Origin of the sequence: Stenotrophomonas humi, from assembly GCF_001431415.1 — a bacterium.
In the GTDB taxonomy this organism is placed as follows: domain Bacteria; phylum Pseudomonadota; class Gammaproteobacteria; order Xanthomonadales; family Xanthomonadaceae; genus Stenotrophomonas; species Stenotrophomonas humi.
Window position 1 is genome coordinate 29,376 of record NZ_LDJI01000030.1, and the last position, 22,736, is coordinate 52,111.

The following is a 22,736-nucleotide window of genomic DNA, read 5'->3' on the forward strand; positions in this document are numbered from 1 at the left end:
GAATGGGTGAGAATCCACCGGTCTATCCACTTCTAGGTGTCCCATGGCTGGAGCCAGCCTGTTTGCCCTGCTTGACGATATTGCCGCACTACTCGATGACGTCGCGCTGCTGACCAAGGTCGCGGCCAAGAAAACCGCCGGCGTGCTTGGCGACGACCTGGCACTCAACGCGCAGCAGGTGACCGGCGTCAGCGCCAACCGCGAGCTGCCGGTGGTGTGGGCGGTGGCCAAGGGCTCGCTGGTCAACAAGGCCATCCTGGTACCGGCGGCCCTGGCCATCAGTGCGTGGCTGCCGTGGGCGATCACGCCGTTGATGATGATCGGCGGTGCCTTCCTCTGTTACGAAGGCGTGGAAAAACTGGCGCACAAGTTCCTGCACTCGAAGGAAGAAGACGCAGCGCACAAGGCCGAGCGGGTGAAGGTACTGGCCGACGAAAAGGTCGATCTGGTTGCCTGGGAGAAGGACAAGATCAAGGGCGCGGTGCGGACCGACTTCATCCTGTCGGCCGAGATCATCGTGCTGTCACTGGGCGTGATCTCCAACGCACCGTTCGGCCAGCAGGTGGCCGCGCTGGTCGCCATCGCGCTGGGCATGACGGTGTTCGTGTATGGCCTGGTGGCCGGCATCGTCAAGCTGGACGACATCGGCGCCTGGTTGCTGGACAAGGGCCGCGCACTGGCGGCGGTGGGACGCGGACTGCTGTATGCCACGCCGTGGCTGATGCGCGGTCTGTCCGTTGCCGGTACCGCTGCGATGTTCCTGGTCGGCGGCGGCATCCTGGTGCATGCCATCCCGGCGCTGCATCACTTCGTGATCGGCCTGGCCCCGCCGAACCTGGAATGGCTGGCCAACGCGCTGGGTAGCGTGGTGGTGGGCATCCTCATCGGCGCGGTGGTGCTGGTGGCGGTGACGGCGTTCCAGCGCATGCGCGGCGGCAAGCCGGCGCATTGAGGGATCACTGCCCGGGCAGGCGCAATGCTTCCCGGGCACATGACGCTGCCGTTGCGTGAGCGGCATCCACGCCGTGCGCGGTCTGCATGCCATTGCGGCCGTGCAGGCTGGGAGGGAATCGCAACGGCGTTCTGTCTTCTACCGCATTGCAGGACGACATCCTCCGCAACGTCGCGGCTGACACCGTCCTGCACATCCCCCGCTCAGTGCGGCTTGTCGCCGGCCAGCAGTTTGTTCCAGCCATCAACGCCGAGTTTGTCGAGCGTTTCGATGTTGCGTTCGATGATCACATCCGGATCCGGGAATGCCGCCACCGCGCGTTCCACGCTGTCTTCGCGCAGCAGATGCAGGATGGGGTAGGGCGCGCGGTTGGTGTAGTTGCTCACGTCATCCGGCGCGGCACCGGCGAACTGGTACTGCGGGTGGAAGCTGGCGACCTGCAGGATGCCCTGCAGATCCAGCGTTTCCACCGCCGCATCGGCGTTCTCCAGGAAGTCGTTGTACTCCAGGAAATCGGTCAGCACTTCCGGGTGGATGATCAGCGTGGTGTCGATCTGCTCGGCCGGGGTGTCGCGCAGCAGCACCAGTTCTTCGATCAGCTCTTCCAGCAGGGCTTCGGGGGTGCTGGCATCGCTGAGTACGAAGCGGACCTGCTGCTTGACGTACACCGCCTTGGCAAAGGGGCACAGGTTCAGTCCGATGACCGCCTTCTCCAGCCAGTTCCGGGTGACGGCGAGCGGATCGCCGATGGGGGTGGTGGCGTCGTTCATGGTGGCCTTGGCTGCGTGCTGGGTGGGCAATTGTAGTGCCAGCCGTCGCGATGACGGCTGCAGTGTGCAGGGATGGAACAGGTGGCAGTGGCCGAATCGCTGCCGTGACAAGGGTTTGGCCGATCACTGCTGAGGGCCAATAGGCAAGCGCTGTGGGCAGGTGTCCAATCGGCTGACTATCCCCGCAATGGAGTCCTGGAAGATGGCAACGCAGGTATTTCTGCCGACCAAGCTGTGGTCGGGCAAGCAGTTCGATGGGCAATGGAGCGCAGGCGGGCCATTGCGGGAGGTGGTCGAGCCGGCCACCGCTGCGGTGTTGGGCCAGGTGGCGCTGGCCGACCCGGGCCAGGTGGCGCGTTCAGCCGCGGCCGCCGCACAGGTCCAGCGTGCGTGGGCCGACGCGCCCTATGAAACCCGGGCCGGGGTGCTGCGTCGCGCCGCCGCGCTGGCCGAGGCGCATGCCGACGAGATCCAGGACTGGCTGGTGCGCGAAGGCGGTGCCACCCGTCTGAAGGCCGGCTCGGAACTCAAGGTCGCCACCCGCGCGCTGCATGAAGCAGCGGCATTGCCATCGCGGGCGGTGGGTGAGGTGCTGCCATCCGAACCGGGACGCTTGAGTCTGGCGCGACGGCGCCCGCTGGGGGTGGTCGGGGTGATCTCTCCATTCAACTTTCCGTTGTACCTGGCCATGCGCGCGGTGGCGCCAGCCCTGGCGCTGGGCAATGCGGTGGTGCTCAAGCCCGATCCGCGTACCAGCGTTTGCGGAGGCTTCGTCATTGCGCGCCTGTTTGAACTGGCCGGGCTGCCGGCCGGGGTGCTGCATGTGCTGCCGGGTGACGGGGATGCCGGCGCCGCGCTCACGGCTGATCCCCACATCCGCATGATCCAGTTCACCGGCTCCACCGCAGCCGGCCGCAAGGTGGGCGAGGCTGCGGGAAGGCACCTGAAGAAAGTGTCGCTGGAACTGGGCGGCAAGAACTCGCTGATCGTCCTGGACGATGCCGATGTGGATCTGGCGGTGGCCAATGCTGCCTGGGGGTCGTACCTGCATCAGGGACAGATCTGCATGGCGACCGGCCGCATCCTGGTGCAGCGGGGCATCTATGCCCGCTTCCTGGAAAAACTTGTCGCCAAAGCGACGTCGCTGAGGACCGGGGACCCGGCCCGAGAAGAGGTCGCGTTGGGGCCGTTGATCAACGCCCAGCAACGCGACCATGCCGCGCGCATCGTGGCCGATGCACAGGCGGCCGGTGCCGTGCTCGCCGCTGGTGGCCAGCATCGAGCGTTGTTCTTCGACGCTACGGTGCTGGCCGATGTAAGCCGGGAAAACCCGGCGTTCCGCGAGGAGATATTCGGGCCGGTTGCGGTGGTGGTGCCGTTCGATACCGAGGACGATGCGGTGTCGCTGGCCAATGACACCGTGTATGGATTGTCGATGGCGATCATCTCCAGCGACGTCGGGCGCGCGCTCCGGCTGGGTGAGCGCCTGCACACCGGACTTCTGCACATCAATGACCAGACCGTAAACGACGAGGTGATCAATCCGTTCGGTGGCGTTGGCGTATCGGGCAACGGAACCAGCATTGGCGGGCCAGCCAACATCGATGAATTCACCCAGTGGCAGTGGCTGACCATCAAGGGCCAGGCGCCCGCCTATCCGCTGTGAATCAGGAGCCGGACATGAATGCCGAAGCAGCAGCGCGTGACATCACCGTGGCGGTGGTGCGAGCGAAAGAGCAGCCCTTCACCATCGAGCGGGCGCGTCTGCGCGGGCCACGCAGTGACGAGGTGTTGGTGCGGGTCCTGGCGACGGGGCTTTGCCACACCGACCTGATCGTACGGGACCAGTTCTATCCGGTTCCGTTGCCGGCGGTGCTGGGCCATGAAGGCGCCGGGATCATCGAAGCCGTGGGCCCGGAAGTGAAGGGTTTGAAGGTTGGTGACCACGTGGTGCTCGCCTATGGCGTCTGCGGACACTGCAGGCAATGCAGCAGCGGACATGGTGCCTATTGCGAGGATTTCTACGGGCAGAATTTTGGCGGTTCCGGTGTTGATGGCTCCAACGCCATTGAGGATGCACAGGGGCAGCCGTTGCATGATCATTTCTTCGCGCAATCCTCGTTCGCCACCCATGCGCTTGCGCGGGAGAGCAACGCGGTGAAGGTGCCCGAGGCGGCCCCGCTGGAACTGCTGGGGCCGTTGGGCTGTGGCATCCAGACCGGTGCCGGTGCTGTGATCAACTCGTTGAAGGTCGGTGCCGGCAGCCGCTTTGCCGCCTATGGCGCCGGTGCGGTCGGCCTGAGTGCGGTGATGGCCGCACGTCTGGCCGGAGCGGCCATCATCATTGCCGTGGATGTCGTGCCGTCGCGGCTGGAACTGGCCAGGGAACTGGGTGCCACCCATGTCATCAACAGTCGCGAGCAGGACATCGTTGAGGCAGTGCGTGCGATCAGCCCCGGCGGGGTCGATTTCGCACTGGAATCCACCGGCCGCGTGGATGTGCTGGAGCAGGGCATCACCGCCCTGGCCAAGCTGGGCGTGATCGGCGTGGTGGGGGCTTCGAAGATGGGCACGCTGGCCAGTTTCGATGTCAACAATCTACTCATGGGGGGGCGTACCATCCGGGGTGTGGTCGAGGGTGACAGCGTGCCGCAGGTGTTCATCCCGCAACTGGTGGAGCTGTACCTGCAGGGACGTTTTCCTTTCGACAGGCTGGTGAAGTTCTATCCACTCGAGCAGATCAACCAGGCCGCTGAAGACAGTGCCCGTGGGGTGACGCTCAAGGCGGTCCTGAGGATGCCGGGATGACGCCTGGCGGCGGAAGCCGGTGGTTTTTGCGAGTGATGCATACGGTGAGTGCGGTGGTGCCGCCCCGATGGGAGGACAGGCGATGAACGGTGCGTTGTTGGAACACCAGACGTTGTTGGTCAATGCGCGGCGCGAGTTCTGCGAAGGTGCGCCGTTGCCGGATAACCTGCTGGCGCCGCCGCTGCGGCGTTCCTGGGAGCGGCTGCGGGCGGGTGGCATGCAGCAGCGCGAAACACCGCAGCTGCAACCAAGGGTGGCGCGGCCGCAGCAGGTGGAAGGCAATGCCGACCGCCGGCTGGCGCGTTGCGCACAGCACGACATGGACCAGTTGTGGTCGGCATTTGGGGGTCGCCAATGGCTGATGTTCTGCGTCAACGCCGAGGGCCTGATCGTGGCCCAGCGTGAGCACGGCCTCACCGATTCCCCTTTGCTGCGCCCCATCCAGGTGGGCCGTCGGTTGCGCGAATCGCACCTGGGCACGACCGCGCCCACCTGTACGTTGGCCGAGGACGCGGCGATGCTGGTGCGTGGCAACGAGCACTATCTGGATCACTTCACCGCGATGTTCTGCCTGAGCGTGCCGTTGCATGGGTTGGAGGGTGAGGTGACCGGTGCGCTGGACATCACCGGCCTTGGCGAGCGCGATCCGGATTATCTGCTGGACTATTTCCGGCAGGCGGCGTTGTCCATCGAAAACCGACTGCTGCAGGAATGCCGCCCCTGCCATCTGTTGGCGCTGCAGCACGATGTGCGTTGGTTGAACACGCCGTTCCAGGGCTTGTTGGCCATCGAGGAGAACGGTCGCATCCGTGCGGCAAATCGTGTCGCACGGCGCCTGCTCGGCTTGCCGCGTCGAGGGCCATTGCCGGAGCTGACGTTGGATGCCGTGTTCGCCGGTGCCAACGTGCATCAACGGCGGCGGCTGCTGCAGGCTGGACCGGCGCGGCGGGTACGTTTTTCCGAGGACAGCGCATTGCAGGTGCAGTACCTGCGGGCGCCGGTATCGCGGCGTGGCAGCGTGGCCATTCCGGCGGCTTCACGCGATGCAGTGAAGGGATCGCTGCGTGCGCAGGGCATCCAGGCCGTGCGCGATGCACTGGACAGCCATCGCGGCAACGTCAGCGCGGCGGCGCGCCGGCTCGGCATTTCGCGCACCACGCTGTACCGCAAACTGCAGCAGGGCGATTGACCCTGCTGCAGCGGTGGATCAATCGCGGAAGTTGTCGAACTGCAGCGGCTGCTCGAACTCGCCCTTCTTCAACAGCGCCATGACTTCCTGAAGGTCATCGCGCTTCTTGCCGTTGACGCGCAGCTTGTCGCCGTTGATCTGCGTGTCCACCTTGATCTTGGCTTCCTTGATCTTGGCGGCGATCTGCTTGGCCAGCTTCTGCTCGATGCCCTGCTTGACCGTCACCTGCTGGCGCGCACCGCCCAGGTTGGTTTCGATGTCGCCAAATTCCATGCAACGGAAGTCGATGTTCCGCGCGGCCAGGCGCAGGCGCAGGATGTCGGCCATCTGTTTGAGCTGGAAATCGGTGGGCGCGGTGAGCTTGATCAGCTTCTCGTCTTCCAGGTTGAACTTGGCATCCACACCCTTGAAATCGAAGCGGGTGGACAGCTCGCGGTTGGCCTGGTCGATAGCGTTGGCCAGCTCGTGCTTGTCAACTTCAGATACGACGTCAAAGGAAGGCATGGGTCTGCTCCAGTCAGTGAAAACGGCCTCCATTCTAGGCGAACGGCCCCCTCCCTTTGCCAAAGGCAACGCGAGGGCCGGGGAAGGTTGCTGGTCGCATGAGCCCAAAAGGCACCCCGCCCCGAGTCTTCCCTGGGCTCACGCCCAAGGGAGCTGAGCATTCCGTCGCGCGCGGCAAGCGCCGCTCGGGGATATCGGCAATCGGCATGACAGCGGATAATCGGGCGCATGTCCCCAACCAAATCCCCTGCGCGCGCCATCATCTGGATGCTGGCCGCAGTCGCCTTCTTTTCGCTGATGGATGCCGGCATGAAGATGCTGGCGGCCAGTTATCCCACCCTGCAGGTCACCATGCTGCGCGGCGCGGCATCGCTGCCGTTCGTGCTGGTGTGGGTGCTGGCCTCCGCCGGCCCGCGCTCGATCATCCCGGTGCGCTGGGGCCTGCATCTGCTGCGTGGCGTGCTCGGCATGGTGATGATCGGCTGCTTCGTCTATGCGCTGCGCACGTTGCCATTGTCCACGGCCTACACCATCTATTTCGTTGCGCCGTTGTTGGTGGCGGCCTTGTCGGTGCCACTGTTGGGCGAGCACGTCGGGCCGCGTCGCTGGATCGCGATCGGTATTGGCCTGATTGGTGTGCTGGTGGTGCTGCGGCCCGGTGTGGACGGCATCATTTCCTTCCCCGGCCTGATGGTGCTGCTGGCGGCTACCGCCTACGCCATCGCCGCGGTCACGGTCAGTCTGTTGACCCGCACCGATACGCCGCAGTCGATGGTGGTATGGTTCCTGCTGATCATGGCCATTGGCGCCGGCGTTCTGGCCTGGCCGGAATGGCAGCCGCTGCAGTGGAAGCACGCCGCGCTGATTGCCGGCATGGGCCTGGCCGGGGCGCTGGGGCAGATCGCGCTGACCCGCGCCTTCCAGCTGGGCCAGGCCTCGATGATAGCGCCGCTGGAGTACACCGGCCTGGTCTGGGTGATCGGCTGGGACTTGCTGCTGTGGGACAAACTGCCCGACCGCTGGACCTGGGCCGGTGCGGCCATCATCGTCGCCAGCGGCCTGTATCTGCTGCATCGCGAGCGGGTGCAGCGGGCGCAGCGGCCGGATCAGATCGACCATCCCTGATCTGGTACCTGCAGCGCGGCCTCGGCCGCGAAGAGCCACCGCTGGCCCCATCGGCGGGCCGGCTGCAATCGCAAGCAAGCGCATTCCCGAAGATTGCGGCACCTCGTGGACGAGGGCGCTCCTGCGAGGGCGCCTTCTTAGAACCAAAAGGAATAAGATTCGCCGGTACAGCACGCGCGCCGGAGGGCCGGCGCTGCTAGGCTGCACGCCCCCTTCCGACCCCCCGGTTGCCCTGGCAGTGATCGCGTTCCAGAACCTGCAAAAGTCCTACGTCGTCGACGGCCGCGCGATCACCGCGCTGCATCCGCTCGACCTGCAGATACAGGCCGGTGAGGTGTTCGGCATCATCGGCCACTCCGGCGCCGGCAAGTCGACCCTGATCCGCCTGATCAACCGTCTGGAAGAGCCCAGCGGTGGTCGCGTGCTGATCGAAGGTGAGGACGCCACCGCACTGGACGCCGATGGCCTGCGCGCGCTGCGTCGTCGCATCGGCATGATCTTCCAGCACTTCAACCTGCTCTCGGCGCGCACCGTGGCCGGCAACGTCGCCTTCCCGCTGGAGCTGGCAGGCACGCCGCAGGCCGAAATCGACGCGCGTGTGGCCGAGTTGCTTCGCACCGTTGGTCTGGAGGCGCATGCGGCCAAGTACCCGGCGCAGCTGTCCGGCGGCCAGAAGCAGCGCGTCGGCATCGCCCGCGCCCTGGCCACGCGTCCGCAGATTCTGCTGTGTGACGAGGCCACCAGTGCGCTGGACCCACAGACCACCGCCTCGGTCCTCTCGCTGCTGGGCAAGATCAATCGCGAGCTGGGCCTGACCATCGTGCTGATCACCCACGAGATGGACGTGATCCGTCGTGTCTGCGACCGCGTGGCGGTGCTGGATGCAGGGCACCTGGTGGAAATGGGCCCGGTGACCGATGTGTTCCTGCACCCGCAGCACCCGACCACGCGTCGCTTCGTGTCCGAATCCGAGCATGTGGACGAAGGCGAGCAACTGCAGAGCTACGCCGCTGTCGGGGGCCGCATCATGCGCCTGACCTTCCTCGGCAACGACACCTATGAACCCCTGCTCGGGCGCATCGCCCGCGAGACCGGGGTCGACTACAACATCCTGTCCGGCCGCATCGACCGGATCAAGGACACACCCTACGGCCAGCTCACCGTCGCGCTGGTGGGCGGTGACCAGAACGCGGCACAGGCCGCCTTCGTCGCCGCCGGGGTACATGTGGAGGAACTGCGTCGATGATTCTTGCAACCGCAGGCGGTTTCTTCCGCCATCTGGATGCCGGCAAGTGGGCCGACATCGGCCAAGCCACCCTCGACACGCTGTTGATGCTGGCCGGCTCGTTGCCGCTGACCATGGCCATTGGTTTGCCGCTGGGCGTGCTGCTGTTCCTGACCGGCTCGCCGCAGCTGCACCGCAAGCCGGTGGTGTACGGCGTGACCGCGCTGCTGGTGAACCTGCTGCGCTCGGTGCCCTTCATCATTTTGATGATCGTGTTGATCCCGGTCACGCTGGGTTTGATGGGCACCTCGCTCGGCGTGCGCGGTGCGATCCTGCCGTTGGTGGTGGGCGCTGCGCCGTTCTACGCACGCCTGGTGGAAACCGCGCTGCGTGAAGTGGACCGTGGCGTCATCGAAGCCAGCCAGGCGATGGGCGCGACCACGAAGCAGCTGGTGTTCAAGGTGCTGCTGCCCGAAGCACGGCCGGGCCTGATCGCCGGGGCGACCGTCACCACGATCGCCCTGATCGGTTTCACTGCCATGGGCGGTGCGATCGGTTCCGGCGGGCTGGGAGATCTGGCGTTCCGCGACGGCTACCAGCGTTCGCATACCGACGTCGCCCTGGTCACCGTGGTCCTGCTGCTGGTACTGGTGCAGGTGCTGCAGATGCTCGGCGACCGCCTGGTCACGCATTACAGCCGCAAGTAAGCGCTGCCGCCGGCCGTGCATCGTCTGCATGGCCGGCCTGTTACGGTATGTCGTCCATCCTTCCCCACAGGATTCTGATTCCAATGAACAAGCTGCTCGCTCTTCCCCTGTTCGCTGCCGCGCTGGCGCTTTCGGCCTGCGGCAAGCCGGCTGCCGATGATTCCAGGCTGGTCGTGGCTGCCACCGCCGTGCCGCATGCCGAGATACTGGATGTGGTCAAGCCGCTGATGGAGAAGGAAGGCATCAAGCTCGACGTGCGTGTGTTCAACGACTACGTGCAGCCCAACGACCAGCTGGTGCAGAAGCAGGTGGACGTCAATTACTTCCAGACCGAGCCGTATCTGGACGCCTACAACCGTGACCGCAAGACCACGCTGGTCACCGTCACCGGCGTGCACATCGAGCCGTTCGGCGCCTACTCGCGCCGCATCAAATCGCTCGCGGACCTGCCCAACGGGGCAGACGTGGTCATCCCGAACGACCCGAGCAACAACAGTCGCGCGCTGATCCTTCTGGACAAGGCCGGCGTCATCAAGCTCAAGGACGCCAGCAACGCGCTGTCCACCCAGCGTGACATCGTCGAGAACCCCAAGCAGCTCAAGTTCCGCGAGCTGGATTCGGCGATGCTGCCGCGTGTGCTCGACCAGGTGGATCTGGCGCTGATCAACACCAACTACGCGCTCGATGCCGGCCTCAATCCGACCAAGGATGCGCTGGCCATTGAAAGCAGCGATTCGCCGTACGTGAACTTCCTGGTCGCGCGTACCGACAACAAGGACGACGCACGCGTACAAAAGCTGGCCAAGGCCCTGACCAGCCCGGAAGTGAAGGCGTTCATCGAGCAGAAGTACAAGGGCGCGGTGTTGCCGGCGTTCTGAACCGGGCAGCCGGGGTAGTGCCGGGCCATGCCCGGCCAGCGGGCTTCAACGTCTTCCCCCTGCGGTGCATGGCTCCGCACTGGGAGCTGTCGGATGGCATCGCAGACGGGAACGGATCCTGGCCTGTGACGGTGCCCGACGGTCATCCGCCCACACCGCGACGACAGGCCATGGCCTAGTCTTTGGCATGCGATGGCGGATCCTGCATCCGGTTCGCTACTGCATTCCTGCACAAGCAATCGCCGCATTCGCGTTGATCGCGCGGCGTCAACGGATCACGTCGCCATGCCACTGCTTCTTGCCTTGCCACTCGCCCTGCTGGTGTTCCTGGCGGTCCTGCTGATGCTGCTGCCGCTGTCACTGTGGCAACGCTTCCGCAGCAGTGGGGCGCGCCGTCAGGCGCGGCCATGGCTGGTCACCTTCAATCTGTGGGGCACCCTGGTGTCCACGGCGCTGTTTGCCATTTTTGCCATCATTGCCGGCTTCTGGTGGCCGGGCGCCTGGGGCCATGCCGCACTGGGCTGGCTGGTGGGGCTCGCGCTGGGTGCGTTGGGGTATGCACTGACCCGCTTCGAGGCTGGTGCGCAAACCTTGTTCTACAAACCCAACACCTGGCTGGTGCTGGGGCTGACATTGATGATCCTGGTGCGCGTGGTGGCGGGCATGCTGCAGGGCTGGCAAGCCTCGATGCGTGGTGTGCCGTGGCCGCAGAGCGGTTGGCTCAGTCATGCCGGCCTGTTGGCAATGGCCGCGGTGCTGCTGGGCTACGCCGGCATGTACGCGCTGTTGTTGCGGCGCAGGGTACGGCATCACCAGCGCTATCGCGGCTACGACCGCAGCCCGCACTGAACGTTGTTTGCATGCAGCGGTTGTGGAAGCGGCGCATCTTCCTCCGCTGAGCGCAGGCGACGGCAGCATGGCGGCAGGGCCGTGCAGCCATTACGCTGGCACCACGGTTCCGGGAGGTCGTGCAATGGGCTTGTTGAGTTTTCTTGGGCGGCGCCTGGCGCATTTCCTGGCGCAACCCCGACGCAACCAGGCGCGGCCCTCCACCAGCGATCCGGCGTTGTTGCTGCGCACCCTGCGGCGCGGCGACGTGCTGCTGGTGGAAGGCAACAGCCGCTTCTCCACCGCGATCAAGTACCTCAGCCAATCCACCTGGTCACATGCGGCGCTGTACATCGGCGAGGAACCGCTGGTGGAAGGCGGCAAGCCGCAGCCGATGATGATCGACGTGGACGTCGAGGAGGGTGTGCGGCGGATTCCGCTCAGCGAATTCGCCCATCAGCACACCCGCATCTGCCGGCCGCAGGGGCTGGCGCCGGCCGTGGTGGAGCAGCTGGTGGGCTTCATGCGCGCCCGCATCGGCTACAGCTACGATCTGAAGAACGTGTTCGACCTGGCCCGCTACCTGATCCGGCAACCGCCGGTGCCCGGGCACCTGCGCCGACGCCTGATCGCACTGGGCAGCGGTGAGCCGACCAAGGCGATCTGTTCGACGCTGCTGGCGCAGGCGTTCGAATCGATCCGTTATCCGATCCTGCCCGAGATCGAAACGGTGTCCGCACAGGCCGGTGCGAGACAGCAGCGGCAGGAAATCCTGCACATCCGCAACTACAGCCTGTACACCCCGCGCGACTTCGACGTGTCGCCCTTCTTCGATATCGTCAAACCCCGTCTGCAGACCAATTTCGACTATCTCGCGCTGCAATGGAGCGACGACGGCAGTCCGTGATCCAGGCCGGTTTAGGGTGATGTGGTGGAACTGCGCAGGAAGCGGACGCAGCTGTTGAAGCGTGATGCGTGGAGCAGCCGCGCCATCGCCAGCTGCACATTGAAAACACTGAATGCAAAACAGGCACGGATCGCGAACGATCCGTGCCTGTAGATGTAACGCTTACAGCATTGCTGCTGCGATCAGAAACGTGCGCCGATGCCGAAGCCCACGGTCCACGGATCCATCTTCAGCTCTTCGGCGCTCTGGCCACCGACACGCAGGTCCGGGCGGGCGTGCATGTAACGTGCATCGGCGCGGGCGAACCAGGTGGAGTTGATGTTCATGTCCACACCGACGGTGCCGATCGCACCCTTGGCGGTTTCGACGCCGACATGGTTGCCGCTGTCAGACAGGCCATCGATCTTCTCGTTGCTGAAGTTCGACTCGTAGTAGCCCAGGCCCACGAACGGACGGAAGGTGTTGTCCGCAGCGCCGAAATGGTACTGCGCACTCAGCGCGATCGGCTGCTGCTCGACCGTACCGGCCTTGGCGCCGCCGTCGGTGCGTACGCGGTGGTTGAACTTGTCCACGGCGCCCCACAGTTCAACGGCGATGTTGTCGTTGAAGTAGTAGCTGGCGCTCACGGTCGGTGCCGGGCCACCATCGAACTTGTCGATGCCGTTGATCGGATCGCTCTTGGGCTGCAGCAAGGTGATGCCGCCAACCACGGCAAAATGCTTGCCCGAAGCGGTGTCGCCGCTTGCATCCTGCGCGAACGCAGTGGAAGACAGCGCAAGCGCGGTAACGGTGGCAAGGCTCAGAATTTTGATCGAACGCATAACGGACTCCTCAGTCTCACTATCGGGACTATCGTTGTTGTCGAGGCCCTCGTCGCGGGGCGTGTAGACCGTAGCGATGCGAAGATGAATCGCGCTGTACGCAGGGAAATTTCGCTATGTTCGTGTTCAGCAAATTTGAGAGGAATCCGATGGACACATGCACGCGTGGGATACGGTTGTTCACGAAGTTGTGGTGCGCGTGATGAGTGCTGTGATCCTGCAGGGCTTGCCTGCGCAGGTGAACACGCAATGTCGCGTGCTGGTGCTGGGTTCGATGCCCGGTGCGGTTTCCCTGCACGAAGCGCGTTACTACGCGCATCCACGTAATCGCTTCTGGCCGGTGATGGCGGCGTTGTGCGGATTCGATGCAACCTCGGACTACACGCAACGCATGCAGCATCTGCAGCGTGCAGGTGCCGGGGTGTGGGATGTCATTGGTCAATGCCAGCGCAGCGGCAGTCTCGATGCGGCGATCGTGCGCGGCAGCGAAGTTGCCAATCCGTTGCCCGCGCTGATTGCCGGCTTGCCCGCCCTGCAGGTGATCGCCTGCAATGGCGGCGCGGCACACGCTGCGTTCCAGCGATGGGTGCAGCCGGCTTTGCCGGTTGTGGCGGCTGCGTTGCCGGTGCTGGCGCTGCCATCGACCAGTCCGGCCAACGCGGCCTGGTCATTGCCGCGCCTGCTGGAGGCATGGGGCCAGTTGCGCCCATGGCTGGGCGAGCCGGAACCGCCCACTACGCGGCACTGTGGTGGCTGACCGGGCAGGACATCGGAGACAACCGGCAGGTCAGATGGCGTGGATCCCGTTGCAGCAAGCCCGAAGCCCTGCCGGCGGTGGCTTGCACCTGACCGGGGACATACGCAGGCGAATTCAGCAGTAGCGGTTGGCGCTACGGCCCGGGGACGCCACAATAGAGGATTCCCTCACTGTTGCTGGAGTAGTTTCATGGCCGAAATCAAGGAAGCACTTGTCCCCGATATCGGTGACTACAGCGACATTCCGGTGATCGAAGTGCTGGTCGCCGTCGGCGATACGGTCAAGAAGGACCAGGGTCTGGTCACGCTGGAATCGGACAAGGCCACGATGGAAGTGCCCTCGTCGGTGTCCGGCGTGGTCAAGGAAATCAAGGTCAAGGTCGGCGACAACCTGTCCGAGGGCAAGGTGGTGGCGCTGATCGAAGTGGCCGAGGAGAGCGCCAAGCCCGCCGCTGCCGCTGCTCCGGCCGCTCCGGCCAAGGTCGAAGCGACCGCCGAAACCGGCGCCAAGGTCGAGCCGGTGGCCGTGGCCCGGGTCCCGGACAAGCTGGCCCAGCGTGAAATCCAGCAGGAAGCCGCGTTGCCGACCAGCAAGCCGGCCAGCCCGCCGGTGCAGTTCAACGCCGAAGGCGTGCTGCCGTCCAAGGTGCCGTATGCCAGCCCGGCGGTGCGCGTGTTCGCCCGCGAGCTGGGCGTGGACCTGGATCAGGTGTCGGGCACCGAGAAGGGTGGCCGCATCACCCGGGACGACGTGCAGAAGTTCGTCAAGGGCGTGCTGAGCGGTGGCGTCGCGGTTGCCGGTGCTGCGCCGGCGGCTGCCGGTGGTGGCCTGAACCTGCTGCCGTGGCCGAAGGTGGACTTCAGCAAGTTCGGCGAGGTCGAAGTCCAGCCGCTGTCGCGCATCAAGAAGATTTCCGGCGCCAACCTGGCCCGCAACTGGGCAATGATTCCGCACGTCACCCAGTTCGAACAGGCGGACATCACCGATCTGGAAGCCCTGCGCGTGGCGCTGAACAAGGAAAACGAGAAGGCCGGCATCAAGCTGACCATGCTCGCCTTCCTGGTCAAGGCCAGTGCCGCGGCGCTGAAGAAGTTCCCCGAGTTCAATGCCTCGCTGGATGCCAGCGGCGAAAACCTCACCCTGAAGAAGTACTTCAACATCGGCTTTGCTGCCGACACGCCGAGTGGTCTGGTGGTGCCGGTCATCCGCGACGTCGACAAGAAGGGCGTGGTGCAGATCGCGCAGGAATCCGGCGAACTGGCCAAGAAGGCGCGTGACGGCAAGCTGGGCCCGGCGGACATGAGCGGCGGTTGCTTCTCGATCAGCTCGCTGGGCGGCATCGGTGGCACCGCGTTCACGCCGATCGTCAATGCGCCGGAAGTGGCCATTCTCGGTGTATCCAAGTCGTCGATCCAGCCGGTCTGGAACGGCAAGGAATTCGCACCGAAGCTGATGCTGCCGTTGTCGCTGAGCTACGACCACCGCGTCATCGACGGCGCGCTGGCGGCACGCTTCACCACGTACCTGTCGCAGGTGCTGGCCGACATGCGTCGCGTCCTCCTGTGATGCGTACCGCGCCAAAGCGCGCGTTGCTGGCCGCACTGCTTGCGGTGCTGGCTGTGCCGGCACTGGCTGCACGCCAGTGCGAGCCGGTGGTGGGTGAAGGCTGGCCGCCGGCCGTGGGCAACTACGGCCAGGCGGCGTCGCAGTTGCTGGGCGGGCAGGCCGAGGATGAGCTGTCATTGCTGATGTTGCCGGCGCGTGGCGAGGAATCGCAGGTGCTGCTGCGTCGCGATGCAGGCAACGGTCAATGGACCGTGCTGGCAGGGCTGGCCGAAAAACGCATCTACAGCTGGAACAGCGGTGCCAGCCGGGCAGGGGTGAACCTGCGCCTGGATCAGAGCCCGGCGTTCGCACAGGCACCGTTGCCGGATGCACTGGCGCAGCGTGTGGTCGCCGTCTGGGCACAGGCGTTGTCCACGCCGGAAGTGGCGGCGCGTGCGCCGGTCACTGACGGTGAGGTGGTGTCCTTCACCGTCAACGGCGAGCGTTACAGCGGGCTGCGGCCGGGCTGCGGCCAGCTGGAGGCGTTGCTGGAACAGGCCGCACTGCTGACCGAACTGGCACACAGCAAAGACAAAAAGTACGAGAAGCGCTACGAGGCCATCGAACGCGCGCTCGACAAGATGCACAACCGGTTCTCCGGCGAAGACGCCGGCTGAGCCCCAGGAGAAAACAATGGCGACGATTGAAATCAAGGTTCCGGACATTGGTGATTACGACAATGTGCCGGTGATCGAAATCCTGGTCGCGGTGGGCGACACGGTGGTCAAGGATCAGGGCCTGGTCACGTTGGAATCGGACAAGGCAACGCTGGAGGTGCCGTCCTCGGCCGCCGGCGTGGTCAAGGAAATCAAGGTCAAGCTTGACGACAAGCTGTCCGAAGGCGACGTGGTGGTGATTCTGGAAGCAGCAGGCGAAGCCGCCGCTCCGGTCGCCGCGTCTGCGCCTGCCGCGGCAGCCGCCGCGACGCCGGCTCCGGTGGCGCAGCCTGCTGCCGCTCCGGTTGCGGCCAGCGCACCGGCTGCCACCGGTACGGTGGAAGTGAAGGTGCCGGACATCGGTGATTACAGCGCCGTGCCGGTGATCGAGATCCTGGTGGCTGTGGGTGACACGGTGGTCAAGGACCAAGGCCTGCTCACGCTGGAATCGGACAAGGCGACGCTGGAAGTGCCGTCTTCGGCGGCGGGCGTGGTCAAGGAAATCAAGGTCAAGCTCGACGACAAGTTATCCGAGGGCGATGTGGTGGTGATCCTGGAGGCCGAGGGCGCCGCAGCGGCTGCCCCGGCCAACAAGGCCGCGCCGGGCAGCAAGCCGCCGGTGACGCCGTCGCACCGCGCGCCCGATCCGGCTGTTGCTGCCAAGGCACTGCCGTCCAGTGGTCGCAAGGCCGACATCGAGTGCCGCCTGGTGGTGCTGGGTGCTGGCCCGGGCGGTTACACCGCCGCATTCCGTTCGGCCGACCTGGGCATGGACACCGTGTTGATCGAGCGCTACGCCAGCCTCGGCGGCGTCTGCCTCAATGTCGGCTGCATCCCGTCCAAGGCGCTGCTGCACGCCGCCGAGATCATCGACCACGCCGCGCACGCCAGTGAACTGGGCATCGACTACGGTGCGCCGAAGATCAGCCTGGACAAGCTGCGTGAGTACAAGGAAAAGGTCGTCGGTCAGCTGACCAAGGGCCTTGCCGGCATGGCCAAGCAGCGCAAGATCCGCACCGTGCAGGGCGTGGCCAAGTTTGTTTCGGCCAACGAGCTGGAGATCACCGCCGACGACGGCAAGACCCAGCTGCTGCGCTTCGAACAGTGCGTCATCGCGGCCGGTTCGCAGGCGGTGAAGCTGCCGAACTTCCCGTGGGACGACAAGCGTGTGATGGACTCCACCGATGCGCTGGAGCTGGCCGAAGTGCCGGGCTCGCTGCTGGTCGTCGGCGGCGGCATCATCGGCCTGGAGATGGCCACCGTGTACAGCGCGCTGGGTGCCAAGGTCACCGTGGTCGAGTTCATGGATCAGCTGATGCCGGGCGCCGACAAGGACCTGGTCAAGCCGCTGGCTGACCGCCTGAAGAAGCAGGGCATCGAAGTCCACCTGAAGACCAAGGCGTCGGGCGTCAGCGCCGACAAGAAGGGCATTACCGTGACCTTCGAAGCCGCCACCGAGGGCGAAAAGCCGGCGATGGAAAGCGGCACCTTCGATCGCGTGCTGGTGGCCGTCGGCCGTTCGGCCAACGGCAAGAAGATCGATGCCGACAAGGCCGGCGTGGAAGTGACCGACCGTGGCTTCATCCCGGTGGATCGCCAGATGCGCACCAACGTGCCGCACATCTTCGCCATCGGCGACATCGTCGGTAACCCGATGCTGGCCCACAAGGCCACGCACGAAGGCAAGCTGGCGGCTGAAGTGGCCTTCGGCGAGAAGAAGGAGTGGGTGGCGCGGGTGATCCCGTCGGTGGCCTACACCAACCCGGAAATCGCGTGGGTCGGCGTCACCGAGACCGAGGCCAAGGCCAAGGGCTTGAAGGTCGGCGTGGCCAAGTTCCCGTGGGCGGCCAGCGGCCGCGCCATCGGCATCGGTCGCACCGAAGGCTTCACCAAGCTGATCTTCGACGAAGAAACCCACCGCGTCATCGGTGGCGCCATCGTCGGCGTGCATGCCGGTGAATTGCTGGCCGAGATCGGCCTGGCCATCGAGATGGGTGCCGAAGCCGAGGACATCGGACACACCATCCACGCCCACCCGACCCTGAGTGAGTCGGTGGCGATGGCCTCGGAGATTTACGACGGCACCATCACCGATCTGTACATCCCGAAAAAGAAGTGATCCACACGACGCCCCTTCACCGGGGCGTCGTTGTTTCTGCTGATGGGAAGGAGCAAGGGAATGTTGCGACTGTTTATAGCAGCGACGTTGTTGGCAACTGCAGGCGTGGCAAGCGCGCAGGATGAAGATCCCAAACTGGCGGCAGCGTTGTTGCAATGCCCGGGCGCTGCGGTCTTCGTCCAGGCTGAAAAGGTGCGCGGGCAGGAGCAGGCGCAGAAGCTGGTCGGCATCGTGCCTTCGGAGCCGCAGCTGCGCGAGCAGCTGCTGGAAATGATGCGTATCGATCAACAAGCGCGCGAGGGTGACTGGTCGCCGCCGATGATTGAGAAGATGCTCGCCGTGGACGCGGCGAATCTGCCGAAGATCAAGAAGATCGTCGCCAATCATGGCAGCCTGCCGGGCGCACGCCAGGTGGGTGCGGATGGTGTATCGGCCGCCTGGCTGCTCGTGCAGCATGCTGATCGTGATCCGGCATTCCAGCAGCAGGTGCTGGACAGGATCATGCCGCTGGTGGAGAGCGGTGAGGTTTCCTCGCGCGAGATTGCACTGCTGACCGATCGCGTGCTGGTGAACGCCGGAGCGCCGCAGCGCTATGGCAGCCAGTTGGCCGCCATCAACGGCAAGTGGGAGCCCAAGCCGATGGAAGCGCCGGAGCAGGTCGACCAACGTCGTGCTCGACTGGGGCAGATGCCGCTTGCCGACTACCTCTGCGTCGCCGCTCAGATGTTCCCGCCACCGCCGACAGATGCGGATGGCAAGCTGCGGTAGCGTGCGACCCGTGCCGTAGCGAAGCAGGCCGGGACGCAGTCCCGGCCTCGTATGCGGTGTGATGTCCGATGTTGCAGCGCTCCGCTGTGCCGCATCCGCTGGAGCGGAGCCACGCTCCGTCTGGGCGTGGTCGATGAGCACGCGTGCCGGGCATGGCTCGGCACGCCGCACAGGCTCAGAACGACAGGCTTACGCCGGCCAGTGGGCCCTTGAACTCCTGTTTCAGGCCAATCACGCCGTCGCTGCCGCGCTTGTCGGCATCCAGCTTGAACCAGTCATAGCCGGCGAAGATGCCGAAGTTCTTGTTGAAGTTGTACTGCACGATGGCATTGGCGCGACTCAGATCGCCCTTGTAGTCGTCGAAGTTGCCCCAGCGCGTGTTGAGGTACTGCCCCTGCAGGTTGATCATCCAATGCTCGGACGGCGTGAAGGTCACGCGTGCACCGACAACCGGGGCGATGCCGTCGGCTTTCTCATTGATGAAGCGGCCCTGGTAGAGATCGCCAAGATTGGCATAGGCATCTGCGCTGATCTTGGCGTACTCGGCACCCAGTTGCAGGCCGAAATCGAACGTCTCGCCGTCCACCACCGAATAGTCATAGACCAGTGTGGCCACCTGGTACTTCAGTTCGCCCTTGACGAAGCTGCCGGCCGGCACCGTGGTGTCGCCGTAACTGACGGTGTCGCCGAGCGTCTCGCGGCGATCCTTGTCGTACTTGAAATAGTCGAAGATCACGCGCTGCCGGTCGCTGATGCGGAACATGCCATCCACGCGCGGCTCCCACTCCTTGCCGCCCATGCTGAAATCCTCGGACAGGTCGACATTCTGGCCGCCGATGCGGGTGCTGCCGCGGATCGTGTTGTCGGTGTCGATGTTCATCGCCCCCAGGCGCAGCGTGAAGCGTGGGTCTGCTTCTGCGGCGTGCGCCGCTGCTGCGCTGAACAGACCCAGCGCCAGTGCGCAGGGAGCGAGTGCTGGAATGAAGCGGAGTTTGCGCATTGCTTTTTGCCTTCGTGTTGCGTGAAAGCAAAGACCATCGTGGGTCGTGCGTACTGTCGGCGTGACCACGCGTGTACGCGATGTGCACGGAAGCCGGAGAGTGAATGCGGTGAGGTGGTGCTGCAGGGCACTGACAGCACCACCTCACCCGGATCCGCCGCCATCGACGAGTAATGGCGACAGACGCAGGGGTCAGACAGGGCCGCCAGCAGGAAGTTCCCGCTGCTGCATTGCGGCATCCGGCGGCTGCTGGAAGCGGCCGGCGGGGGAAAAATCCTGAAATTGCGGCAACTTGCATAGTCAAAAGGGATGCCAGATGCCGGTTGTCTCTCAAAATGTCTCACTGTTATACTTTCGCGGCTCGACGAGGCGCCTTCGCGCGATTCGGTTCCCACTTTCACCTTGCAGGACACTTTGACGTGCTGAACTCCGTTGACGCGGGTCGGCGACTGATGTTGCGCGCCGCGGTCTACCCGCTGGCAGCAGTGGCTGTCCTGGCTCTGGCCTTCCTCTTCGTGGGGCCTAAGTACGCCATCGGCGCTGCGGCGTCCGGTCTGGCAGTGGTGGCAGGGGGCTGGATTTCAGCCCGTATGGCACTGGGTGGCGGCGTTCAGGCTGCTGGTTCAGCAATGATGCGCCTGATTCTGGCGATGTTGCTGAAATGGGTACTGGTCATCGCCGTGTTTGCAATTGGCCTTGTCTGGGTGAAGCTTCCCGCGCTGCCGCTGTTCGCGGGTTTGGCGGTGGGAATGATGTTCCAAGTCCTGGCTCTGGCCAGACGTTGATCGAATTCATAAAGGTTACGGACACATGGCGGGCGAGGCTCTAACTCCTACCAGCTACATCCAGCATCACTTGCAGAACCTGACCGCTCCGGTCGGTGAGGGCGGTGGTTTCTGGACGATCCACGTTGACACCATCGTTACCGCAGTCCTGATGGGCCTGCTGATGGTGTTCGCGTTCTGGATGGCAACCCGCAAGGCCACGGCAGGTGTGCCGGGCAAGTGGCAGGCCTTCGTCGAAATCTGCCTGGAGTTCGTTGACCGCCAGGCCAAGGACACCTATCACGGCAAGAGCAAGCTGGTGACGCCGATCGCGATCACCATCTTCTTCTGGATCCTGTTGATGAACCTCATCAAGATGATCCCGGCCGACTTCATCTCCAAGCCGCTGGAATGGGCAGGCGTCCACTACTGGAAGCCGGTACCGACCGCCGACGTCAATGCCACCCTGGGCATGTCGATCAGCGTGTTCTTCCTGATGATCTTCTTCTCGCTCAAGTCCAAGGGCGTGCTGGGTTTCATCAAGGAATTCCTGACGGCCCCGTTCGGCAAGTGGATGATGCCGTTCAACCTGATCCTCAACATCGTCGAGTGGCTGAGCAAGCCGATTTCTCTGGCGATGCGACTGTTCGGCAACATGTTCGGCGGCGAAATCGTTTTCCTGCTGATCTGGGTGCTGGGTGGTGCCGGTTTCTTCGGCGCCATTGCCGGTGGTGCATTCGGCCTGGGCTGGATGCTGTTCCATCTGCTGGTGATCCCGCTGCAGGCATTCATCTTCATGATGCTGTCCATCGTGTACTTGAGCCTGTCGGAAGACAGTCACTGAGTTCCAAGCTTCAACCAGTTTCAACCTTCATCCGTTTCATCACCCTTAGCTACTTAAGTTCCTGGAGATAACCATGTACTTCGCCGTCCTGACCAACCTCGCCCAAGTTCAGAGCTCCACTGCCCTCGCCGTTGGCATCATGATCGGCCTGGCCGCGCTGGGCGCTGGCCTCGGTCTGGCCATCATGTCCGGTAAGTTCCTGGAGTCGGCCGCTCGCCAGCCGGAACTGATCCCGGTCCTGCAGGTCCGCATGTTCATCACCGCCGGCCTGATCGACGCCGCGTTCATCATCTCGGTCGCCGTTGGCCTGCTGCTGGCTTTCGCCAACCCGCTGGCCTCGACGCTGCTGGCCGAAGCCGCCAAGCTGGCAGGCTGATCCGGCTGCAGTGAGACGGCCGGGTGCCTTCGGGCATCCGGCTTCGGATGAAGGTTCGGTTGCGTCGCCCCGGCGGCGCAACCACCCCCCGACACCAGCGACTGAGCTAATCCATGAATATCAATTTCACCCTCATTGCACAGGCCCTGGCCTTTGCCGCGCTGATCTGGATCATCGCGACCAAGATCTGGCCGCCGTTGATGAAGGCTATCGAAGAGCGTCAGCAGAAGATCGCTGAAGGTCTGGCCGCTGCCGATCGCAGCCAGAAAGATCTGGCCCAGACGCAGGAAAAGGTCAACGAAGCGTTGAAGGACGCTCGTGGCAAGGCCAACGAAATCATCGATCAGGCTCATGTCCGTGCCAACCAGATCGTTGAAGCCGCCAAGAACGAAGCCGTCGCCGAAGCCAACCGTCAGAAAGACCTGGCCAAGGCTGAAATCGACGCTGCCGCCAATCGCGCCCGCGAAGATCTGCGCAAGCAGGTAGCCGCGCTGGCTGTGACCGGTGCCGAGAAGCTGCTCAAGCGCGAAATCGACGCCAACGCCCACAAGGCGCTGCTCGACGAGCTGGCCGCGGAGATCTGATAGATGAGCCAGGCCCTCACGCTTGCCCGCCCGTATGCCCGCGCCGCTTTCGCGATTGCGCGCGAGGATGGCAAGTTCGCGCCGTGGTCGGACGCGCTTGCGTTCTCCGCCCACGTTGCCGCCGATCCGCGCGTGTCGGCCCTGCTGTCCAATCCTCAGCTGAGCCGCGGCGACGCCGTCGCTCTGCTGACTCCGGAGGCGGCAGGTGAAACCTACACCCGCTTCCTGGGGTTGCTGGCCGAGGCACACCGCCTGCAGCTGCTGCCGGAAATCTCCGGGCTGTTCGACCAGCTGCGCGCCGAAGCCGAGAACGTGCTCAAGGCCACGGTGACTTCGGCTGCCGAACTGTCGGCAGACGAGCTGGAAAAGATCAAGGCCGCGCTGCGCAAGCGCTTCGGCCGCGACGTCGAGGTATCGACCGCGGTGGACGCTTCGCTGATCGGCGGCGCCGTGATCGACGCCGGCAATGTGGTCATCGATGGTTCGCTCAAGGGCAAGCTGTCGCGCCTGCAGACCGCGCTCGCACACTGAATTCAATTTAACGTCCGG

At 64.5% G+C, this 22,736-nt stretch carries 24 protein-coding genes; 20 read left to right on the forward strand and 4 right to left on the reverse strand.

Annotated features, from left to right (window positions below):
- The first annotated feature begins 43 nt into the window (after positions 1-43).
- Positions 44-952, forward strand: coding sequence for a DUF808 domain-containing protein (locus ABB26_RS15880; RefSeq protein ID WP_057635689.1), 909 nt, complete (start codon positions 44-46; stop codon positions 950-952).
- 203 nt (positions 953-1,155) lie between these two features.
- Here ABB26_RS15880 and ABB26_RS15885 read toward each other — a convergent pair whose 3' ends face one another.
- The gene (locus ABB26_RS15885) at positions 1,156-1,722 is read right to left on the reverse strand and encodes a DUF1415 domain-containing protein (RefSeq protein ID WP_057635690.1); all 567 of its coding nucleotides are present in this window, start codon (positions 1,720-1,722) and stop codon (positions 1,156-1,158) included.
- A gap of 187 nt (positions 1,723-1,909) precedes the next feature.
- On the opposite strand from ABB26_RS15885, the gene ABB26_RS15890 reads away from it, so the two are divergent.
- The 3 genes from ABB26_RS15890 to ABB26_RS15900 all read left to right on the forward strand — a co-directional run bounded on the left by ABB26_RS15890 (position 1,910) and on the right by ABB26_RS15900 (position 5,719).
- Positions 1,910-3,388 (forward strand): benzaldehyde dehydrogenase, encoded by a 1,479-nt coding sequence (locus ABB26_RS15890; protein ID WP_057635691.1) that lies wholly within the window; start codon positions 1,910-1,912, stop codon positions 3,386-3,388.
- A 14-nt stretch (positions 3,389-3,402) separates the two neighbouring features.
- Positions 3,403-4,530, forward strand: a complete 1,128-nt coding sequence (locus ABB26_RS15895; protein ID WP_057635692.1) for an NAD(P)-dependent alcohol dehydrogenase — start codon at positions 3,403-3,405, stop codon at positions 4,528-4,530.
- Positions 4,531-4,612: 82 nt separating this feature from the next.
- On the forward strand, positions 4,613-5,719 hold the full coding sequence (locus tag ABB26_RS15900) for a helix-turn-helix domain-containing protein (protein WP_057635693.1): 1,107 nt from the start codon (positions 4,613-4,615) through the stop codon (positions 5,717-5,719).
- A gap of 18 nt (positions 5,720-5,737) precedes the next feature.
- Here the strand turns inward: ABB26_RS15900 and ABB26_RS15905 are convergent, their stop codons facing one another.
- Positions 5,738-6,223, reverse strand: a complete 486-nt coding sequence (locus tag ABB26_RS15905; protein WP_057635694.1) for a YajQ family cyclic di-GMP-binding protein — start codon at positions 6,221-6,223, stop codon at positions 5,738-5,740.
- 228 nt (positions 6,224-6,451) lie between these two features.
- On the opposite strand from ABB26_RS15905, the gene ABB26_RS15910 reads away from it, so the two are divergent.
- The 6 genes from ABB26_RS15910 (at position 6,452) to ABB26_RS15935 (ending at position 11,893) form a co-directional block, all read left to right on the forward strand.
- The gene (locus tag ABB26_RS15910; protein ID WP_057635695.1) at positions 6,452-7,348 is read left to right on the forward strand and encodes a DMT family transporter; all 897 of its coding nucleotides are present in this window, start codon (positions 6,452-6,454) and stop codon (positions 7,346-7,348) included.
- A gap of 238 nt (positions 7,349-7,586) precedes the next feature.
- Entirely contained in the window at positions 7,587-8,594 is a 1,008-nt protein-coding gene (locus tag ABB26_RS15915; protein ID WP_057635696.1) for a methionine ABC transporter ATP-binding protein, read from the forward strand.
- Complete coding sequence (locus ABB26_RS15920; protein WP_057635697.1) at positions 8,591-9,280, forward strand: methionine ABC transporter permease; 690 nt, start codon at positions 8,591-8,593, stop codon at positions 9,278-9,280. The genes ABB26_RS15915 and ABB26_RS15920 overlap by 4 nt, the downstream gene beginning before the upstream one ends.
- Positions 9,281-9,363: 83 nt before the next feature.
- Positions 9,364-10,158, forward strand: coding sequence for a MetQ/NlpA family ABC transporter substrate-binding protein (locus ABB26_RS15925; RefSeq protein WP_057635698.1), 795 nt, complete (start codon positions 9,364-9,366; stop codon positions 10,156-10,158).
- A gap of 285 nt (positions 10,159-10,443) precedes the next feature.
- Entirely contained in the window at positions 10,444-11,007 is a 564-nt protein-coding gene (locus ABB26_RS15930; protein ID WP_057635699.1) for a CcdC protein domain-containing protein, read from the forward strand.
- 124 nt (positions 11,008-11,131) lie between these two features.
- Entirely contained in the window at positions 11,132-11,893 is a 762-nt protein-coding gene (locus ABB26_RS15935) for a YiiX/YebB-like N1pC/P60 family cysteine hydrolase (RefSeq protein ID WP_057635700.1), read from the forward strand.
- A 182-nt stretch (positions 11,894-12,075) separates the two neighbouring features.
- On the opposite strand, the gene ABB26_RS15940 is transcribed toward ABB26_RS15935, so the two are convergent.
- On the reverse strand, positions 12,076-12,714 hold the full coding sequence (locus ABB26_RS15940; protein ID WP_057635701.1) for an OmpW/AlkL family protein: 639 nt from the start codon (positions 12,712-12,714) through the stop codon (positions 12,076-12,078).
- A 202-nt stretch (positions 12,715-12,916) separates the two neighbouring features.
- On the opposite strand from ABB26_RS15940, the gene ABB26_RS15945 reads away from it, so the two are divergent.
- The 5 genes from ABB26_RS15945 to ABB26_RS15965 are packed head-to-tail and all read left to right on the forward strand — an operon-like array spanning position 12,917 to position 18,619.
- Complete coding sequence (locus ABB26_RS15945; protein ID WP_425477270.1) at positions 12,917-13,471, forward strand: DNA-deoxyinosine glycosylase; 555 nt, start codon at positions 12,917-12,919, stop codon at positions 13,469-13,471.
- A gap of 39 nt (positions 13,472-13,510) precedes the next feature.
- Positions 13,511-15,037 carry a dihydrolipoyllysine-residue acetyltransferase gene (gene aceF / locus ABB26_RS15950; RefSeq protein WP_245626249.1) on the forward strand — a complete coding sequence of 509 codons (1,527 nt, stop codon included), beginning with the start codon at positions 13,511-13,513 and terminating at the stop codon, positions 15,035-15,037.
- On the forward strand, positions 15,037-15,693 hold the full coding sequence (locus ABB26_RS15955; RefSeq protein ID WP_057635702.1) for a hypothetical protein: 657 nt from the start codon (positions 15,037-15,039) through the stop codon (positions 15,691-15,693). The genes aceF and ABB26_RS15955 overlap by 1 nt, the downstream gene beginning before the upstream one ends.
- Positions 15,694-15,709: 16 nt before the next feature.
- The gene (lpdA, locus tag ABB26_RS15960; protein ID WP_083490883.1) at positions 15,710-17,851 is read left to right on the forward strand and encodes a dihydrolipoyl dehydrogenase; all 2,142 of its coding nucleotides are present in this window, start codon (positions 15,710-15,712) and stop codon (positions 17,849-17,851) included.
- A 60-nt stretch (positions 17,852-17,911) separates the two neighbouring features.
- Positions 17,912-18,619 carry a DUF6624 domain-containing protein gene (locus ABB26_RS15965; protein ID WP_152982716.1) on the forward strand — a complete coding sequence of 236 codons (708 nt, stop codon included), beginning with the start codon at positions 17,912-17,914 and terminating at the stop codon, positions 18,617-18,619.
- A 175-nt stretch (positions 18,620-18,794) separates the two neighbouring features.
- Here the strand turns inward: ABB26_RS15965 and ABB26_RS15970 are convergent, their stop codons facing one another.
- Complete coding sequence (locus ABB26_RS15970; RefSeq protein ID WP_057635704.1) at positions 18,795-19,619, reverse strand: porin; 825 nt, start codon at positions 19,617-19,619, stop codon at positions 18,795-18,797.
- A 419-nt stretch (positions 19,620-20,038) separates the two neighbouring features.
- On the opposite strand from ABB26_RS15970, the gene ABB26_RS15975 reads away from it, so the two are divergent.
- The 5 genes from ABB26_RS15975 to ABB26_RS15995 all read left to right on the forward strand — a co-directional run bounded on the left by ABB26_RS15975 (position 20,039) and on the right by ABB26_RS15995 (position 22,718).
- Positions 20,039-20,404, forward strand: a complete 366-nt coding sequence (locus ABB26_RS15975; RefSeq protein ID WP_211261981.1) for an ATP synthase subunit I — start codon at positions 20,039-20,041, stop codon at positions 20,402-20,404.
- A gap of 25 nt (positions 20,405-20,429) precedes the next feature.
- A complete protein-coding gene (gene atpB, locus ABB26_RS15980; RefSeq protein WP_057635706.1) occupies positions 20,430-21,227 on the forward strand; it encodes a F0F1 ATP synthase subunit A in 798 nt (265 codons plus the stop codon).
- Between the two features lie 73 nt (positions 21,228-21,300).
- Positions 21,301-21,603, forward strand: a complete 303-nt coding sequence (gene atpE / locus ABB26_RS15985; RefSeq protein ID WP_057635707.1) for a F0F1 ATP synthase subunit C — start codon at positions 21,301-21,303, stop codon at positions 21,601-21,603.
- Positions 21,604-21,716: 113 nt separating this feature from the next.
- Positions 21,717-22,187, forward strand: coding sequence for a F0F1 ATP synthase subunit B (locus ABB26_RS15990; protein WP_057635708.1), 471 nt, complete (start codon positions 21,717-21,719; stop codon positions 22,185-22,187).
- A 3-nt stretch (positions 22,188-22,190) separates the two neighbouring features.
- Positions 22,191-22,718: a F0F1 ATP synthase subunit delta gene (locus ABB26_RS15995; protein ID WP_057635709.1), complete on the forward strand. Its 528-nt coding sequence runs from the start codon at positions 22,191-22,193 to the stop codon at positions 22,716-22,718.
- The last annotated feature ends 18 nt before the right edge of the window (positions 22,719-22,736 follow it).

Excerpts from the sequence above, each read along its gene's own strand:
- atpE (WP_057635707.1), top strand. The coding sequence starts at position 21,301 with ATGTACTTCGCCGTCCTGACCAACCTCGCCCAAGTTCAGAGCTCCACT.
- ABB26_RS15965 (WP_152982716.1), top strand. The coding sequence starts at position 17,912 with ATGTTGCGACTGTTTATAGCAGCGACGTTGTTGGCAACTGCAGGCGTG.
- ABB26_RS15935 (WP_057635700.1), top strand. The coding sequence starts at position 11,132 with ATGGGCTTGTTGAGTTTTCTTGGGCGGCGCCTGGCGCATTTCCTGGCG.
- ABB26_RS15925 (WP_057635698.1), top strand. The coding sequence starts at position 9,364 with ATGAACAAGCTGCTCGCTCTTCCCCTGTTCGCTGCCGCGCTGGCGCTT.
- ABB26_RS15890 (WP_057635691.1), top strand. The coding sequence starts at position 1,910 with ATGGAGTCCTGGAAGATGGCAACGCAGGTATTTCTGCCGACCAAGCTG.
- ABB26_RS15955 (WP_057635702.1), top strand. The coding sequence starts at position 15,037 with ATGCGTACCGCGCCAAAGCGCGCGTTGCTGGCCGCACTGCTTGCGGTG.
- ABB26_RS15945 (WP_425477270.1), top strand. The coding sequence starts at position 12,917 with ATGAGTGCTGTGATCCTGCAGGGCTTGCCTGCGCAGGTGAACACGCAA.
- ABB26_RS15940 (WP_057635701.1), bottom strand. The coding sequence starts at position 12,714 with ATGCGTTCGATCAAAATTCTGAGCCTTGCCACCGTTACCGCGCTTGCG.
- ABB26_RS15900 (WP_057635693.1), top strand. The coding sequence starts at position 4,613 with ATGAACGGTGCGTTGTTGGAACACCAGACGTTGTTGGTCAATGCGCGG.
- ABB26_RS15910 (WP_057635695.1), top strand. The coding sequence starts at position 6,452 with ATGTCCCCAACCAAATCCCCTGCGCGCGCCATCATCTGGATGCTGGCC.
- ABB26_RS15995 (WP_057635709.1), top strand. The coding sequence starts at position 22,191 with ATGAGCCAGGCCCTCACGCTTGCCCGCCCGTATGCCCGCGCCGCTTTC.
- ABB26_RS15895 (WP_057635692.1), top strand. The coding sequence starts at position 3,403 with ATGAATGCCGAAGCAGCAGCGCGTGACATCACCGTGGCGGTGGTGCGA.
- atpB (WP_057635706.1), top strand. The coding sequence starts at position 20,430 with ATGGCGGGCGAGGCTCTAACTCCTACCAGCTACATCCAGCATCACTTG.
- ABB26_RS15930 (WP_057635699.1), top strand. The coding sequence starts at position 10,444 with ATGCCACTGCTTCTTGCCTTGCCACTCGCCCTGCTGGTGTTCCTGGCG.
- ABB26_RS15880 (WP_057635689.1), top strand. The coding sequence starts at position 44 with ATGGCTGGAGCCAGCCTGTTTGCCCTGCTTGACGATATTGCCGCACTA.
- ABB26_RS15970 (WP_057635704.1), bottom strand. The coding sequence starts at position 19,619 with ATGCGCAAACTCCGCTTCATTCCAGCACTCGCTCCCTGCGCACTGGCG.
- ABB26_RS15885 (WP_057635690.1), bottom strand. The coding sequence starts at position 1,722 with ATGAACGACGCCACCACCCCCATCGGCGATCCGCTCGCCGTCACCCGG.
- ABB26_RS15990 (WP_057635708.1), top strand. The coding sequence starts at position 21,717 with ATGAATATCAATTTCACCCTCATTGCACAGGCCCTGGCCTTTGCCGCG.
- ABB26_RS15905 (WP_057635694.1), bottom strand. The coding sequence starts at position 6,223 with ATGCCTTCCTTTGACGTCGTATCTGAAGTTGACAAGCACGAGCTGGCC.
- lpdA (WP_083490883.1), top strand. The coding sequence starts at position 15,710 with ATGGCGACGATTGAAATCAAGGTTCCGGACATTGGTGATTACGACAAT.
- ABB26_RS15920 (WP_057635697.1), top strand. The coding sequence starts at position 8,591 with ATGATTCTTGCAACCGCAGGCGGTTTCTTCCGCCATCTGGATGCCGGC.